Genomic DNA, 15,250 nt, shown 5'->3' with positions numbered 1-15,250 from the left:
CATGAGTTTGAAAGTTCAGTGTAACTGTTCAAATATTAACTGGGATAATGTGGCTCAGACTTTAAAATTAGTTGGAATGGCAAGTTATGTGCCAGAAATTCATAAGAAGGCCTTTGAGAATAGTCATACAGCAGTATTTGTGTTTGATGACGAAAAACTCGTTGGTTTTGGCCGGGCAATTTCCGATGGGACATATCAGGCCGCTCTGTATGATTTGGCAATATTGCCTGCATATCAGGGTCGAGGGATAGGAAGGATGATTGTGAGCACTATAAAAGATTTACTTCCCAACTGTAACATTATCTTATATGCAGCACCGGGGAAAGAAGGGTTTTATGAAAAACTTGATTTCAGGAAAATGAAGACAGGGATGGGTTTGTTTTGTAACGCAGCTAATATGAGAAACAGAGGGTTTATAGAGTGAATTCGTTCAGCTAAAGCTAAACATCGGGGTCTTGGTGACGGAAGTGTTCTATGGGCATTTCTGCCTTAAGCGCGAAGCGAAAGGAATGTTTTAGCGTAATGAAGAAGTTATTTTTTATGATATTCGTGGTAGGAATCTTGTTATCTGTTGGGATTTATTCATGGCAGTCACGAATGTTTCAAAAAGACCAGATGACAGAGATTAGTCCGAATCAATTACAACAGAAAATTGATAATGGTGATAATTTTTACGTTTATTTTTACTCTCCGATTTGCGAACAGTGTATTAAAACAGAACCTTACCTAAAGGAAGCCGTTAAAAAACTTGCAGTTAAAAATATTGTAAAAGTTGATGTTCAAAAATATGAGGCCTTGCGAAAACAATATCAAATACAAGGAACACCCACAATTTATGTGTATAATGATCATAAGTTAGTTAAAGGTATTACTGGGGGCTTTGAAAATCTTGAGGATTATGTAAAGTTTTTTCAAGAAACAGGAGGAACAACATGATTTTTTTAAGATTGCTGCTTGCAGGAATTTATATATATGCCGGGGGATCAAAGCTTTTGAATTTATATCTTTTTAAAGTTACAATTCTAGCTTATTACCCCTTTTTGGGGATGGCAGCATTATTAATTGCAATCGTCTTTCCTTGGCTGGAAATTTTGTCCGGTTTAGCTTTAGGGGTCAATTGGCAAGGAAAGTATGCGAGTACGTTCTTATTGCTGCTTTCCTTATTTTTCTTGATCCAAACCCTTCTTAACTATAGCAATGTTCTGCCCTATGGGTGTGGATGTTTTGGTTTCAGCGGACCTGAAAAGATAACCGTTTATTATGTCATGAGAGATTCTTTGATTATGCTATTATCCAGCATTGTTTGTTTTAGAGAATGGAAGGCAAACAAACTTCCTGCTGAGATGTAAAATTAGGAAAGGTGATGCTAGTGACAAGCGTAACTGGCGATAAGCCTTTAAATCATAGTGATACCTGTAAAGATTGGACAGGCTTACGTAAACTAATCCATGTCGATATGGATGCCTTTTATGCCTCAGTAGAGCAACGAGATGATCCCTCCTTATTAGGAAAACCGGTAGTTGTCGGCGGTAAGCCTAATAGTCGGAGCGTTGTTTCAACAGCGTCTTACGAAGCCCGAAAATTTGGCATACATTCTGCGATGCCCATGGCAGAAGCCTATCGTCGTTGTCCTCAGGCTATATTTTTACCAGTAAATATGCCGAACTATAAAAAAGTCTCTTTACAGATCCGGGAGATTTTTTTGACCTATACGCCATTGGTAGAGCCTCTGTCTTTAGATGAGGCTTTTTTAGACGTAACAGGGTCTACAAGCTTATTTGGATCAGTAGATTCTATTGCTTGGCAAATTAAACAACGCATTAAAGAGGAACTCTGCTTAACCGCTTCTGTAGGTATTGCTTGGAATAAATTTTTGGCGAAATTAGCTTCCGATTTACAAAAACCTAACGGTTTTGTCTTTGTTCAACCCAATAAGATCCAGGAATTTTTGGATCCTCTGTCGATAGAACGACTTTGGGGAGTGGGGCAAAGAACTTCCGAGCAATTACATAAATTGAATATTAAAACGATTAAAGATTTGCGTCATTTAGAGCTGGGATATTTAATTCAGCAATTTGGAGTATTAGGAAACCAGCTATATCAGTTAGCCCGAGGTATTGATGAACGGCCCGTTGAACCTGAGAGGGCTGTCAAATCGGTCGGTCGGGAAACTACTTTTTCAGTCGATGTGATTGATAGGGACGCTTTGGAGACTACTTTATTAGAGCTTGCTGTTGATGTTGGGCGACGACTGCGAAAAGAGGGCTTAAAAGGTAAAACCGTAACCCTAAAACTACGCTATGATGATTTTAAAACGGTATCGCGTTCCCAAACGTTAGATCAAGCTACGGATCTTGATGAGAAGATCTTCCAAGAAGCTCGCATTCTGTTAAGGAATGTTTCTCTGAAAAGTTCAATACGCTTGCTTGGAGTTACTATGAATAATTTATCGTCCAAATGTGAAAGTCAACTCTCATTATTTTCAGAGTCTGACGAGAAATTGGAGGCCTTAGCTAAGGTAATTGATGCCGTTAACCAAAAATTTGGCGAAAAGGGCATTAAAAGAGCTAGACTTTTGTAATTCCTATATCTCATTAGCTGTTTATCTGGCATGAATCCTTTTGTTTTGGACAAAATAGTTTCGAGGTGAAGAGCATGCCAAGAAATGATGGCAATAAAAATAAATTTGAGGATTTAAAAAAGCTGGAATTGACCTTAAAAAATATTCATAAAAATGAAGAATTTCTGGAGGAAAATTCCGAAGAACTTTCTGCTCATCAAATTAAAGATGTTAAGTCAAAATTGGCTTCAAAGAAAAAGCATTTGGAAGAAACGGATGGGACCATTAAATAGGAGCATATAGCTCCTTTTAATGGTTCCTCTTTAAATACTTCGTGCTATGCTGAGATTAGTGTTGGTTTACTCCAATTAAATTAATAAGAAGGATATCATACGATATCCTTCTTATGTTAGATGCTATTCAACTGATTAACGTTAGATTTTTGCTCCGCCTTTGAGATGTTCTTCAGCGAATTGAATCATACGTTTGGTCATTTGACCGCCAACAGAACCATTTTCGCGGCTGGTACGGTCACCACCTAGTTGGAGTCCCATTTCATTTGCAACTTCATACTTGAACTGATCTAATTGTTGTGAAGCACCTTGAGCTGCTGGTGTGTTTGTGTTTCTTTCTCCTGCCATGATAGGAACCCTCCTTTTAAAATGTGTTTGTGTACTGGAACATTCTTATTATGGCTTAGTTGGCTTTAAATACTCAGGTAATTATTGCTACAATATATATTGCTTCCCTTTTTACAAATCAACGCGCTTTCGTAGTAATTGATTTTGGTTTTCATAAGGTTTAAAATTAAGTATAGAAGAAATACCAAGAGAAAGAAATGTTCGGGAGGCTTTCAACATGAGTTTCAAGATGAAAGAACCGGTTAATACTTGGACACATTTTGTTCCATTTATAGCTGCCATTATCGGTTTATTTTGCTTGATCATTAACTGTAAAGACAGTATCTCAAAGTTGATTACTATGACAATATATGGCTTGAGTGTGATTGCCCTTTATGGAGCAAGTTCAGTGTATCATTGGGTCAGAACAACACCGCAAAAAGAGCTTCTCTTAAAAAAGATTGACCATATTGCTATCTACTTCCTTATTGCAGGTTCTTACACACCGGTTTTTTATTTCGGCCTCGATGGTTCCTGGCGGTGGGTTATGCTAATATCAGTTTGGACTTTGGCGTTAATTGGAATGATCCTGAAATTATGGCTTATTCACGCCCCGCGTTATGTTTCAACAACATTTTATGTATCTCTTGGCTGGATTGCCTTGGTACCTTTTTTACAGCTTATTCGCCATCTTCCGGAAGGGGCAATTATTCTTATGGCTGTGGGTGGCGTGGTCTACACCCTAGGTGCAGTAATTTATGCGACAAAAATATTTGACTTTTTTCCTAAACGATTTGGATTCCATGAAATATTTCACCTTTTTATTGCTGTAGGCAGTTTGGTTCATTTTATTATGATGCTTGTTTATATTGTGCCTTTGGCAGCATAAAGTATAGAGAGTGGCAAAATTGCCACTCTCTTTTTAAATGTTGTCTCTCATAGAGATAAAGTCAGTCTTCTGTTCGGTGATTTTCTTCGCTGCAATAGGCAACGGCTTCTTCGGCACTATAATTTTCATAAACAAGTTTCATCAAGCCTGGATAATACGTATCAAAACCGAGAACTCCATTCCAGACTATATTAAGTATTTGATCCTTGGAGGGTTCGGCATCAGCAAGGTCCAAGAAGGTTCTAAAACGGATTTCTCCATTATCCATATCCATTTCAAAATTACCGTTCGCGAGTTCATAATTGACACGACTCATGAAATCACATACTTCGAGACGTTTGGCATAAGGGATTTTTTGATTAATATGTGTGTTACAAAGTAAAGATTCCTGCTCTTCATCAACGAGGAGGAAAGCATGAAAATTAGCGTTAACCCCTCGAATCTCTAGTTTAATAATTTCATTCTTAGTGTCAAAGTCAAAATCCCAGCCATTTTGATTAAGAACTTCATAGAGTACTTGAAATAAAGACACGGTTTGCACCCTCCTTATTATGCCGTTTGTTACCTAACAATTCCACGTGAAGGTCTTAATTCCTGCACCGTAAAATAAGTGAAGTAAAAAAATACTTACTTGGAAAAGAAGGGTATATGTGGAAATATCTCGAAGAATATAGGGATTGATATCTCCCTAAGGAGGGATTGACTGACATGTGTTCTCTAAATTTTGCCCACGCTACAGACGCAAGGTATTCGTCAATCCTAAATACCATGCCCGTCTTGTGGTAAATCAGCCGTGGGAGTGTCAAATAATGTTCATAATGAAGACATCGGAGAAAAAGAGAGTTAAGCTTAGAGGTAGAATATTTAGAATATTCTATATTTAATAATATAACATAATCTTTAAACTAAATGTATTGGACATTTCCTATTGCTGAAATTTTTGTGGAGAGCTGTAGGTATGTTTAATAAAAAGATTAATCAGAGGAGGAAAGAAGGTATGGATGTTTCTCGCCGTAGTTTCCTTAAGCTTTCAGGGCTCTCTATTGCTGCTTTGGCCTCGGGTTTGGGTTTTGATCCGACTTTAGCTGAAGCTAAGGAATTTGCCCTTAAGATTGAGGGTAGTAAAAAAATTCCGAGCATATGCCATTTTTGCTCGGGCGGATGTGGGATGCTCTTATATGTTAAAGAGGGAAAGCTGATTCATCTTGAAGGAGATCCGGATCATCCGACTAATGAAGGAGCTCTTTGCCCTAAAGCTGCGAGTTTACTGAGTGTTGCCTATTCGCCAAATCGGGTCACGAAACCGAGACGTCGGGCCCCAGGGTCTGATCACTGGGAAGAAATTTCCTGGGAAGATGCCTTAAACCGGGTGGCTCAAAAGACAAAAGAAATCAGGGAGGCTACTTGGAAAGCCAATGATGAGATTATTAACGCTAAAACGGGACAGCGCGATCTGTTGCCTGTTAACCGTGCTGAAGGAATAGCCTTCTTAGGTTCGGCCGAAGTGGATAACGAAGAGTCATATCTTATTTCCAAGTTTTGCCGAATTATTGGTACTCCTTATAATGAGCATCAGGCCAGGATATGACACGCTCCCACGGTGGCAAGTTTGTCACCTTCATTTGGCAGGGGTGCGATGACAAATTCCTGGTCTGATTTGCAAAACGCTGAGGTTTTTTTAATTGCTGGCAGCAACTGTGCGGAAAATCATCCGATTGCCATGAAGTGGATTAACCGGGCGAAGGAAAAGGGAGCCAAGATGATTGTTGTTGATCCGCGTTTCACTCGGACTGCTTCTAAGGCAGACCTCTTTGCCCAAATCAGACCGGGAACAGATATTGCGTATCTTGGCGCAATGATTAATTACATTATTGAAAATCAATTATACGATCGGAATTATGTTTTAAATTATACCAATGCCTTACTTAAAGTAGCGAAGGATTATCAATTTGAGGACGGTGTTTTCTCGGGTTATGACGCCAAGAGTCGGAAATATGCTGTGACAAGTTGGGGGTATCAACTTGGTTCTGATAATAAGCCTCTGAAAGCAGATTCTCTTGAGGATCCTGACAGCGTCTTTTCTAAGCTTAAAACTCATTATTCTCGTTACACCTTTGAAGTTGCTGAAAAAATCACCGGAATTCCGGCGGTAAAAATTAAAGAAATTGCAGACACGTTTTCCAAAGGAAAACCCGGGACAATTCTTTATGCTTTAGGTATGACCCAGCACACTACGGGTACTCAAGGAATACGTGCCTACGCCGTGATTCAGTTACTATTAGGCAATATCGGCAAGGCAGGCGGAGGCATTAATGCTCTGCGTGGTGAACCTAATGTCCAAGGCTCAACGGATATGGCAAACCTTGTAAGCAACTTGCCCGGTTATTTGCCGTATCCTATAAACAGCGACAAGACTCTTCGTGATTACCTGGTACGCAGTGGTTCCTTTTATGAAAAACATATCGTTGCGCTCCTTAAGGCTTGGTTTGGGGAAAATGCAACCAAAGAGAATGACTATGGATTTAGCTACTTACCTAAAACAAGTCCCTCAGTAAATGCCACAATGGTGAAGATATTTGAGATGATGGAGAAGGGACAGTTTAAATTACTTTTTAATGTTGGCTCTAACTCCTTAGTATCAATTCCAAACAGAAAGCTCGTTCGTTCAGCTTTGCCCAAACTCGATATGATGGTTGTATCTGATTTATTCGAAATTGAAACTGCCCAATTCTGGCGTGAGCCCGGAGTTAAACCTGCAGATATTAAAACAGAAGTCATTATGTTTCCGGCAGCATTTGTCTATGAAAAGGCTGGGAGTTTAACTAATTCTTCACGTTGGATTCAATGGAAAGAGGCTGCGCTTAAGCCCTTGGGTGATGCGAAACCGGACCTTGAAATGCTGGATTCTTTATTTAAAAAGATTAGAAAGTTATATGAAGGAAGCACTGATGTAAAAGATGCTCCCATTTTAAAGGCTCGTTGGGATTATGGTGAGGAGGCAAGCGCCTTAAAAGTACTTCAAGAGTTAAGTGGGTATGACGAAACATCCGGCAAGCTTCTCCCAACAATAGGCGATTATTTAAAAGCTCCCATTGGGTCTGCATCAACAGGAAATTGGATCTATGCCGGAGCGACGGGAAACGGAAATCTTGCAGCACGCCGCAAAAATGACGATCCGTCAGGTCTAGGGCTATTTAAAGACTGGAGTTTCGCTTGGCCAGGAAATATTCGTATTCTCTATAATCGAGCTTCTTGTGACATTTCAGGGCAACCGGTTGACGATAAACGCAAACTTGTTTGGTGGGATGCCTCAGCAAAGGTCTGGGCCGGAAATGACGGTGCCGATGTGGCAGACAAGGCCAAAGGTCCTGATACTCCCGAAGGCAGGCAGAGTTTCCGAATGAATCCGGAGGGCTTAGGTCGTTTATTTGCTGCTCCCTATATGAGCGGTTTACCAGCGGAACCATCCGCCGATGGACTTCCGGCTATTGGTGTCCGAGCTGCCGGAGTATGTACTGATGGCCCGATGCCGGAATTCTATGAACCGACGGAAAGCCCGACCGATAATCTATTACATCCAAAGGTATCTAAAAGCCCTGTAGCTTTAATTCTTTCATCGTCTCCTGAAATACAAAAAATGGGTAAAGCCAATGATTTTCCGCACGTTTTAACAACGTATGGGGTTGTGGAGCATTTCTGTGCCGGAGGAATCACCCGCAATATACCCTGGCTCAATGAACTTATGCCGGAACCTTTTGCAGAGCTCAGTAAAAATTTAGCCCAAAAGATCGGCATCAAAGAAGGTGATATGGTCGAAGTCTCTTCTGCCCGGGGAAAAGTCACAGTACGAGCTCTTGTTACAGATCGCTTACAGACTTATAAGGTGAACGGCAAAGAAACTGAAACCATCGGCATGCCTTGGAGCTGGGGATTTGCAAGCTTAAGTCCTGGACCAAGCACTAATGAGTTGACAATTGCTGCCCTGGATCCCGGAGCGGGAACACCAGAGTATAAGGTCTGCTTAGTTAATGTAAGGAGGGCTTAGCGATGACCAGGAAAATGATATTCGTTGATACTTCGAAATGTACGGGATGCAAAGCCTGTACTGTTGCCTGCAAGGAATGGAACGAGCTTCCTGCCGAGAAGACTCAGCTCGTCACAAGCTATCAAACTCAAAAGGATTTCAGCCCAAAGACATGGACTTATGTAACCTTTATCGAGAAATATAAAGATCAAACTATGAATTTCTTGATGCGCAAAGCACAATGTTTTCATTGTGGAGATCCGGCTTGCCTAAAGGCATGTTCCTCAAAAGCTATCAGGCAGACCGAATCCGGGTTTGTCGTTATAGATCATAAAAAGTGTATTGGCTGCGGATATTGCACTGAAAACTGTCCTTTTGGTGTTCCGAAGGTTGACCAAACTCTGCAGAAATCATTTAAATGTACCGGATGTATTGACCGAGTCGAAAACAATTTAAAACCTGCTTGTGTGCAAACGTGCCAAACTGGTGCGTTAATGTTTGGGGATTATTCAGACCTCCTTGGGCAAGCGAAAAATCGTCTCAGCGAAGTACAAAAAACCCATCCCCAGGCTCAACTCTATGGAGAAAAGGAAATGGGCGGTACAACTTACGTCTATCTTCTCATGGATCGCCCAGAAGTCTATGGCCTTCCTGTTAATCCGACGATTCCGCTTTCCTTGACGCTCTGGAAAGATGTTGTTCGTCCCGTAGGTGGAATCGCGGTGGGAGGAGCGGCGGCTGCAGTTGTCATCGGCGTTTTTGCCAATATTGTCAAGGGTTCATATCGCTCTAAAGACGATTAAAACTCAAGTAAATTCATCGAGTCGAAGAGAGTATAAAATGGGGGGAGACTAATGGGCATTAATACTCAAACAAAGAAGAAGGAAAGCCAATCACCTAAAATACTGCGATTTACTAAGGGTGAGCGAATCAGCCACTGGGTACATGCTCTTGCTTTTTTTCTTTTACTTTTCACGGGTCTTGGAATTCTGAACCCATCATTTCAACCCGTCATGAATGTATTCGGAGGCATACAAATTGCCCGGTTGATACATCGGGGGGCTGCTATCGTATTTGTAGTGATTGTAGGTTTAATGTTTGTTGTAGGAAATCCCAGTCACCATTGGGAATGGCTGAAATCCGTCTTTAAATTTACGAAATCGGACTGGCAGCATGTTCGGGCATTTCCTAAAGAGTTCTTTGGCGGACATGGTGATTATCCTCCACAGGATAAGTATAATGGGGGAGAAAAAATCAACTCCTTGATTACGATCTTTGGTTCCTTTTTTATCACCTTTAGCGGAGCTGTGATGTGGATGGCTCCTTGGTTTCCTGCCGGGTTAGTCCGTTGGGCATACCCTGTTCATGATTTATCAATGTTTATGATGGTGGCAGCATCACTCGGGCACATTTATTTGGGAGTATTACATCCTGATTCACGGGCCGCTTTGCCGGGGATGTTTAGCGGGTATGTGTCTGCTAAGTTTGCACGCGCTCATCATGCTTTGTGGTATGAACGGGTTCAAAACCAACAACAAAAATTATGACAACGATCTTAAACTGTTAGCATTGGAGAGAACCGTCAATGAATAAGCCAAAAAGGACGCTAAACACAGCAGAGGAAGATGACCTAGAGGAAGCTTATCAAACTTATCATTTACTTAAGGGAGAGATCAAAGTATGGCAGGAAGAACGGGGAGCATTTTGGTCGAAAAAACTAAAGCCTGAGGAGTCTCCTCCGTACTATCCTTTGGTAAATTTGCCGGGAGCAGCGATATTAGAACTTTGGGCGAGGTTAAATCGGGTTATGGAAGAGGAAGTGCCAGAGTCGGTCTTGAAGGACGTCTGGCAAAATTTCAAAGAAGGACGAGGAATTCAAGAACCTTGGCTGCAAAGTACTCTTCAATTAGCTCTGAGTGGTTTAGCCCAGTTAGCTCGACTAACGGTCACTTCTCAGGCAGAAGATCAAAATTTTATGAAAGAAGAAGAGGAAAGGCAAGGGATTGAAACATGTTGTCCTATCTGTGGAGAAAATGCCGTAATTTCTGTGTTAATACCCCCTCATGGAAAGCGCTTGCTGCACTGTATCTTCTGTGGCCAGGAGTGGCCAACGATGAGAGTCGGATGTATTTTATGCGGTAGGGAAGAAGCGAGTTCACAAAACTATTTACTGTCAAAAGAATATCCAGGGGTTGAATTAGTAACTTGTGAACTTTGTGGACAGTATTTTAAAGAATTTGATTTAAGGATGCTTAGCGTTGAAGATCTAGTTTGGGAAGATGTCAGAACTTTACCTTTAAATTATGCTGGTCAACAATGGATAACAGATCATACGCAATAAATCTTAGTTAAGAGAAACAATCATTTCTTAGAATTCCAAAGCAGTTAAGCGAAAGTGTCCTCAATCACGGAAAGTAGATTGAGGACACTTATTTATCCAGTTTTTAAGCCCCCACTTCTATAAGTGGGGGTAGAGTCCTCTTTCGCCTTTAAGTATTCCTATTGGGAAAGACGACTCGGCAATAATGTCCACTGGACTTATTATATCTGAAGCGCGACGTTCAGCTTTAGCTGAACGAGTTCACTGTATACCTAAATCGAAGGTAAAAATTTTAAAACAGTAATGATAATAATAGAAGAAGTAATAATAGGTACAGTGAATAGAAATATATAGCTTGTACGAATTAAGTTTCATTTGAGGATTATTAATAAATCATGATATAATATCAATTTGAGATGATTTCATAAAATTGTTTGCAAAACCCTTTAAGGGTAACAAAGGTTAATTTTATTCGTTATTTGCCTTGAAGCCAGCCCAGTGATAATTGTAATTCAAAAAAGGTAGAACAGATTAAGGAGTTAAAGACATTGAATCAAGCGAATTTAAGAGAGGAAATTAGTTCTCGTAAGACCTTCGCCATTATATCACACCCTGATGCCGGTAAGACTACTCTAACAGAAAAGCTGCTTCTCTTCGGAGGTGCAATTCATGAGGCCGGCTCTGTTAAAGCCCGCAAAGCAGAGCGTTATGCTACTTCAGATTGGATGGAGCTCGAGCGGCAAAGGGGAATTTCCATTACTTCAAGTGCCCTCCAATTCAAATATCAGGGTTATGTTATTAATATTTTAGATACCCCGGGGCACCAAGATTTCAGCGAAGACACATACCGTACGTTAACAGCTGCAGATAGTGCAGTTATGTTAATCGATGCCGCTAAAGGAATTGAGGCCCAAACTAAAAAGCTGTTTCATGTCTGCCGGCAAAGAGGCATTCCGATTTTTACCTTTGTTAATAAATTTGATCGCGAAGCCAAAGACCCTCTTGATTTAATGGATGAAGTGGAAAAAGTTTTAGGCATTGAATCCTATGCTATGAATTGGCCTATTGGGATGGGCCAGGATTTTAAAGGAATTTATGATCGGCAAACTGGTATGGTTGAACGTTTTACTTCAGGAGGCGGCAAGAAAAGCTCCAAACCACCTGTTTCTGGGGACATCAACGATCCAATTGTGCGAGAAGGTATTGGGGAAGACCTGCTTAAACAATTACACGATGAAATTGAACTTTTAGATTTAGCAGGGAATACGTTTTCTCAAGACCGTGTGGATCGCGGAGAGGTTACTCCTGTTTTTTTCGGAAGTGCGCTTAATAACTTTGGAGTTCCAAATTTCCTCCATAGTTTTTTGAATTTAGCGCCGGCACCTCAACCTCGGAGTACCAATCAGGGAATATTGGCACCGGAGACCGAAACCTTTTCAGGATATATTTTTAAAATCCAAGCAAATATGAATGCTCAGCATCGTGACCGGATTGCCTTTATTCGGATCTGTTCGGGGCGATATGAACGAGGGATGAATGTTATTCATACACGATCTCACCGCCGACTTAGACTTGCTCAGCCGCAGCAATTATTTGCTCAAGAACGGACAATTCTTGATGAGGCCTATGCTGGGGACATTATTGGAGTTCATGATAGTGGTCTTTTGCGCATTGGTGACGTCTTAACCGAAAAAGATGGACTTCAGTTTGAAGCCATGCCCTTCTTCAGTCCTGAAAATTTTGCACGTATTAACATTGCTAATGCTTTGAAACGCAAACAATTCATTAAAGGAATTCAGGAATTGCAAGAAGAAGGGGCAATTCATGTCTTTCGGGATCTCCATGTAGGAGTGGAGGCTCCTATTATTGGAGTAGTAGGGCAATTACAATTCGAAGTCCTAGAATACCGTCTGCGGGAGGAGTATGGAGTTAAGGTGAATATTCAACACCTCCCATACGAAATTGTACGCTGGATTGATAAAAATGAAAAAACAGTTAAGCTGTTATCTGAATCAAGTATGAGTACGGTTGTATTAGATAAAGATGAAAATTATGCCGTTTTATTATTAGATGATTGGAAGGCAAAATGGTTAAGTGAGCGTTATGAGATTGAATTCTATGCTCAGCCACAAGAACCTACGGTGAGCTGATCCAATCCAATATCTAATCTAAATCCTGTTAAGAATTGGACCATGTCGATTTTAGAGTGGCAAAATTGTTTAGATCAGATTCATGATCTACTTGGAGTGAACCCGTTCAGCTATAGCTGAACATCGGGGGTTTAAACGAAGATAAAAAAATTCAGAAGCTCGGGAAAAGACTTAAGAACTTAAGATCCCCGGGCTTTTCTGTTTGAAGTGAACAAAAAAAGGCCAGCAAAGCTGGCTGAACAAAGAAGGGGTATAAAAAAAGGTGTATGAAAAGTGGAGTTAAGCATATGTCTTAACGACAAAATCAAAAAGCAATGCATTGGCTGCAGTTGCCGCGATCAGGACATTGTGAACAGGTAGGAGGGTACAAAATAGGTTTATTCGATGATGGAGTACTATCATTTAATAGAATCAATGGCATGCTTCAGCCTCCTCTTATACAGAAACGATTTACTACTATTATTATACTACAGATGTTTGAAAAGGCAATATCTGTTTTGAAAGTATTCTACATATTTATAATATTATATAACAGACTCTGTTTGATCTTTAGAGTAAACTCGTTGAATCGAAACTATTGTTACAATGATAGACTTAACGGGCTTTTGCTGCTCAAAGTGAACCTAAGAAAATTACGAGCGAGGATTCAACATATGATCAAAGATAACGTGGCCACCGATCGAATCACCATAATTCCCCTCGATTAAAATAGTCACTCCTTTAACTCCAGGCAATTGGGTCATAGACCAAACTATAGATTTAACGGCCATGTCCTCCTCTAGAGCACTGCCTGAAAAGTTTTCGCGTATATCCTTGCTGAAGTTTAAGTTGAGGATATTATTATTTAAAGAGACTGAAAGTACCTTGGTTTTTGGTGAAAGCGTAGAAAGATGCTCGGGTGAAGTTGGGCCTTTAATCAAGTCTTTTAAAATGAGATCTGCTTTTTGAGTCAGGGTTAACTTGTTCCAAACTGAAGGATTAAAGCTTCTTTCTTCAGGACTTAAACCGTCCAGACTGGCTTTTGAAAAATAGACCTTATAAGTATCCCTACTTATTGGAGCAGGGCCTTCTTGACTTGTGACACTTTGAATGCCTTCACGAATCTCACGTATTTCTTTAGGTGTTTCGAAATAGCTTTCAATGCCGTCTGCAATTGCCTTGGCAATTGAGTCACGGTAATCGCCAGTTAATAAAAGTTTTCGTTCCCTTGGATTAGAAATGAATCCCACTTCTACTATAACTGCGGGCATTTTTGTTTGATTAAGCAGGTAATAATCACCTGCTTTTGCTTTTCGTTTATTATCAAGCTGCAATTGGGTGAGATGTTCCTGAATATTCTCAGCTAAGATTTTTCCGGCTGGTGATTTTTGATGATAATAGGTTTCCATTCCATAAGTGTTTCGTCTTGGGAAACTATTAGCATGGATACTGATGAACAAGTCCGCATTATTCGATGAAGCCAGACTAATTCTATGATTTAAATCTATGCGTTTAGCAGCCCGCCCTTGATATTGACCGGGATTATAAAAGTCTTTATCGACATCACGAGTTAGAATGACTGTGCATCCTTCGGATTCTAATACTTTGCGCAGTCGAAGTGATACATCTAAATTAACATCTTTTTCCTTTACGCCCGTATTATGGGCGCCTGGATCAGCGCCTCCGTGTCCGGGATCAATTACAATGACTTTGTTTTTAAGGCTCTGCGAAAGTGCTGCCTTAAACTTTAAAGTGCCGGTACCGATTATGACCAACATTATAACTATAGTGATACTAAAAAGGACGGGCTTGCGTATTAATAATATTATAGGACGGTGATACATTCGTCAGCACACTCCTCCTGTTACTGCTTTTTGAGTCATAATTTATGTATATTGTAAGAAGTTATCTCGTAAACATAATTTATAAAAAAGATTATTGAAAACCGGCAATTTCTCGAAGGAGCAGATTATGATTTGGCTTTTTATTTCGATATTCGTGATTTTATTTAATATACCATTTGGTTATTGGCGAAAGGACGTTAGAAAGTTTTCACTGCCCTGGTTTTTGTCCGTTCATCTTCCTGTTCCGGTAATTATTTTTCTTCGCGTTCTTTTCGGACTGGGATGGGGCCTTTCAACGTTCCCTCTGCTTATAGGTTTATATTTTATAGGTCAATTATTAGGGGCCAAGTTGTATACTTTAGGGAGTAAAACGATGCGTGTCAGCGGTTGCCTTTTTTATGATCTTAGGCGAGCCAGATGGGTTATTATTATTTCTCGTTGAGCCACTAGAATCGACCGTTTAAGGTAGTGTCAAAAACGTTATAGAATTAGATGCAAAGATATGGTATAAATTGGATTGCATATATTTTAAATTACGTGAAATAATAGTTGACAGTAGATCACTAATAATGGTACTATAACTGAGCGCCACAAAAGTGGCACAAAACATCTCGAAGTTGCTAACTGCTTTAAAAAGCATAATAGCAATTCTTGGTCTTTGAAAACTAAACAACAAGGACAGCCAATGAGAGAAACTCGCAAGAGTTTCAAAAGAATCATGGAATCATGAGCAAGATATCATCTTCTTTAAGGAAGTTGAAATAACTTTTTTGGAGAGTTTGATCCTGGCTCAGGACGAACGCTGGCGGCGTGCTTAACACATGCAAGTCGAACGGAGAGAATTCTAAGTTTACTTAGAAGGAT

14 protein-coding genes and 1 rRNA gene are annotated in these 15,250 nt (G+C 40.2%); 12 read left to right on the top strand and 3 right to left on the bottom strand.

The annotated features are described in order from the left end of the window. Window position 1 precedes the first annotated feature (1 nt). The 5 genes from B5771_RS07055 (at window position 2) to B5771_RS07035 (ending at window position 2,853) form a co-directional block, all read left to right on the top strand. Window positions 2–424 carry a GNAT family N-acetyltransferase gene (locus B5771_RS07055; RefSeq protein ID WP_088186899.1) on the top strand — a complete coding sequence of 141 codons (423 nt, stop codon included), beginning with the start codon at window positions 2–4 and terminating at the stop codon, window positions 422–424. Between the two features lie 98 nt (window positions 425–522). After that, window positions 523–936 (top strand): thioredoxin family protein, encoded by a 414-nt coding sequence (locus tag B5771_RS07050; protein ID WP_242966778.1) that lies wholly within the window; start codon window positions 523–525, stop codon window positions 934–936. After that, a complete protein-coding gene (locus tag B5771_RS07045) occupies window positions 933–1,349 on the top strand; it encodes a MauE/DoxX family redox-associated membrane protein (protein ID WP_088186898.1) in 417 nt (138 codons plus the stop codon). Before B5771_RS07050 ends, B5771_RS07045 begins: the two co-directional genes overlap by 4 nt. Window positions 1,350–1,444: 95 nt before the next feature. Further along, the gene (gene dinB, locus B5771_RS07040) at window positions 1,445–2,581 is read left to right on the top strand and encodes a DNA polymerase IV (RefSeq protein ID WP_282433327.1); all 1,137 of its coding nucleotides are present in this window, start codon (window positions 1,445–1,447) and stop codon (window positions 2,579–2,581) included. A gap of 74 nt (window positions 2,582–2,655) precedes the next feature. Beyond that, complete coding sequence (locus B5771_RS07035; RefSeq protein ID WP_047811341.1) at window positions 2,656–2,853, top strand: hypothetical protein; 198 nt, start codon at window positions 2,656–2,658, stop codon at window positions 2,851–2,853. A 141-nt stretch (window positions 2,854–2,994) separates the two neighbouring features. Here B5771_RS07035 and B5771_RS07030 read toward each other — a convergent pair whose 3' ends face one another. Continuing rightward, window positions 2,995–3,201: an alpha/beta-type small acid-soluble spore protein gene (locus B5771_RS07030; RefSeq protein WP_047811342.1), complete on the bottom strand. Its 207-nt coding sequence runs from the start codon at window positions 3,199–3,201 to the stop codon at window positions 2,995–2,997. 217 nt (window positions 3,202–3,418) lie between these two features. Here B5771_RS07030 and B5771_RS07025 point away from each other — a divergent pair, with 217 nt between their 5' ends. Beyond that, complete coding sequence (locus tag B5771_RS07025) at window positions 3,419–4,069, top strand: hemolysin III family protein (RefSeq protein WP_047811343.1); 651 nt, start codon at window positions 3,419–3,421, stop codon at window positions 4,067–4,069. 61 nt (window positions 4,070–4,130) lie between these two features. Here B5771_RS07025 and B5771_RS07020 read toward each other — a convergent pair whose 3' ends face one another. Further along, complete coding sequence (locus B5771_RS07020) at window positions 4,131–4,601, bottom strand: YbjN domain-containing protein (protein ID WP_088186896.1); 471 nt, start codon at window positions 4,599–4,601, stop codon at window positions 4,131–4,133. A 465-nt stretch (window positions 4,602–5,066) separates the two neighbouring features. On the opposite strand from B5771_RS07020, the gene fdnG reads away from it, so the two are divergent. The 5 genes from fdnG (at window position 5,067) to B5771_RS06995 (ending at window position 12,563) form a co-directional block, all read left to right on the top strand. After that, a complete protein-coding gene (fdnG, locus tag B5771_RS07015) occupies window positions 5,067–8,114 on the top strand; it encodes a formate dehydrogenase-N subunit alpha (protein WP_088186895.1) in 3,048 nt (1,015 codons plus the stop codon). A 2-nt stretch (window positions 8,115–8,116) separates the two neighbouring features. After that, entirely contained in the window at window positions 8,117–8,896 is a 780-nt protein-coding gene (locus B5771_RS07010) for a 4Fe-4S dicluster domain-containing protein (RefSeq protein ID WP_088186894.1), read from the top strand. Between the two features lie 51 nt (window positions 8,897–8,947). Continuing rightward, window positions 8,948–9,640 carry a cytochrome b/b6 domain-containing protein gene (locus tag B5771_RS07005; protein WP_088186893.1) on the top strand — a complete coding sequence of 231 codons (693 nt, stop codon included), beginning with the start codon at window positions 8,948–8,950 and terminating at the stop codon, window positions 9,638–9,640. Window positions 9,641–9,678: 38 nt separating this feature from the next. Further along, complete coding sequence (fdhE, locus tag B5771_RS07000; protein WP_088186892.1) at window positions 9,679–10,434, top strand: formate dehydrogenase accessory protein FdhE; 756 nt, start codon at window positions 9,679–9,681, stop codon at window positions 10,432–10,434. A gap of 527 nt (window positions 10,435–10,961) precedes the next feature. After that, window positions 10,962–12,563, top strand: a complete 1,602-nt coding sequence (locus tag B5771_RS06995; protein ID WP_047811351.1) for a peptide chain release factor 3 — start codon at window positions 10,962–10,964, stop codon at window positions 12,561–12,563. A 632-nt stretch (window positions 12,564–13,195) separates the two neighbouring features. Here B5771_RS06995 and B5771_RS06990 read toward each other — a convergent pair. Next, complete coding sequence (locus tag B5771_RS06990; protein WP_088186891.1) at window positions 13,196–14,386, bottom strand: N-acetylmuramoyl-L-alanine amidase; 1,191 nt, start codon at window positions 14,384–14,386, stop codon at window positions 13,196–13,198. Between the two features lie 767 nt (window positions 14,387–15,153). On the opposite strand from B5771_RS06990, the gene B5771_RS24535 reads away from it, so the two are divergent. Then, window positions 15,154–15,250: ribosomal RNA gene (locus B5771_RS24535) — 16S ribosomal RNA — on the top strand; the annotation flags it as partial.

The sequence above is a fragment of the Desulfosporosinus sp. FKA genome (genome assembly GCF_002196785.1).
In the GTDB taxonomy this organism is placed as follows: domain Bacteria; phylum Bacillota; class Desulfitobacteriia; order Desulfitobacteriales; family Desulfitobacteriaceae; genus Desulfosporosinus; species Desulfosporosinus acididurans.
This window is presented reverse-complemented; position numbering and strand designations above follow the sequence as displayed.

Coding starts and splice junctions, on each gene's coding strand:
- B5771_RS07055 (WP_088186899.1), top strand. CDS start 2: ATGAGTTTGAAAGTTCAGTGTAACTGTTCAAATATTAACTGGGATAAT.
- B5771_RS07050 (WP_242966778.1), top strand. CDS start 523: ATGAAGAAGTTATTTTTTATGATATTCGTGGTAGGAATCTTGTTATCT.
- B5771_RS07045 (WP_088186898.1), top strand. CDS start 933: ATGATTTTTTTAAGATTGCTGCTTGCAGGAATTTATATATATGCCGGG.
- B5771_RS07035 (WP_047811341.1), top strand. CDS start 2,656: ATGCCAAGAAATGATGGCAATAAAAATAAATTTGAGGATTTAAAAAAG.
- B5771_RS07030 (WP_047811342.1), bottom strand. CDS start 3,201: ATGGCAGGAGAAAGAAACACAAACACACCAGCAGCTCAAGGTGCTTCA.
- B5771_RS07025 (WP_047811343.1), top strand. CDS start 3,419: ATGAGTTTCAAGATGAAAGAACCGGTTAATACTTGGACACATTTTGTT.
- B5771_RS07010 (WP_088186894.1), top strand. CDS start 8,117: ATGACCAGGAAAATGATATTCGTTGATACTTCGAAATGTACGGGATGC.
- B5771_RS07005 (WP_088186893.1), top strand. CDS start 8,948: ATGGGCATTAATACTCAAACAAAGAAGAAGGAAAGCCAATCACCTAAA.
- fdhE (WP_088186892.1), top strand. CDS start 9,679: ATGAATAAGCCAAAAAGGACGCTAAACACAGCAGAGGAAGATGACCTA.
- B5771_RS06990 (WP_088186891.1), bottom strand. CDS start 14,386: ATGTATCACCGTCCTATAATATTATTAATACGCAAGCCCGTCCTTTTT.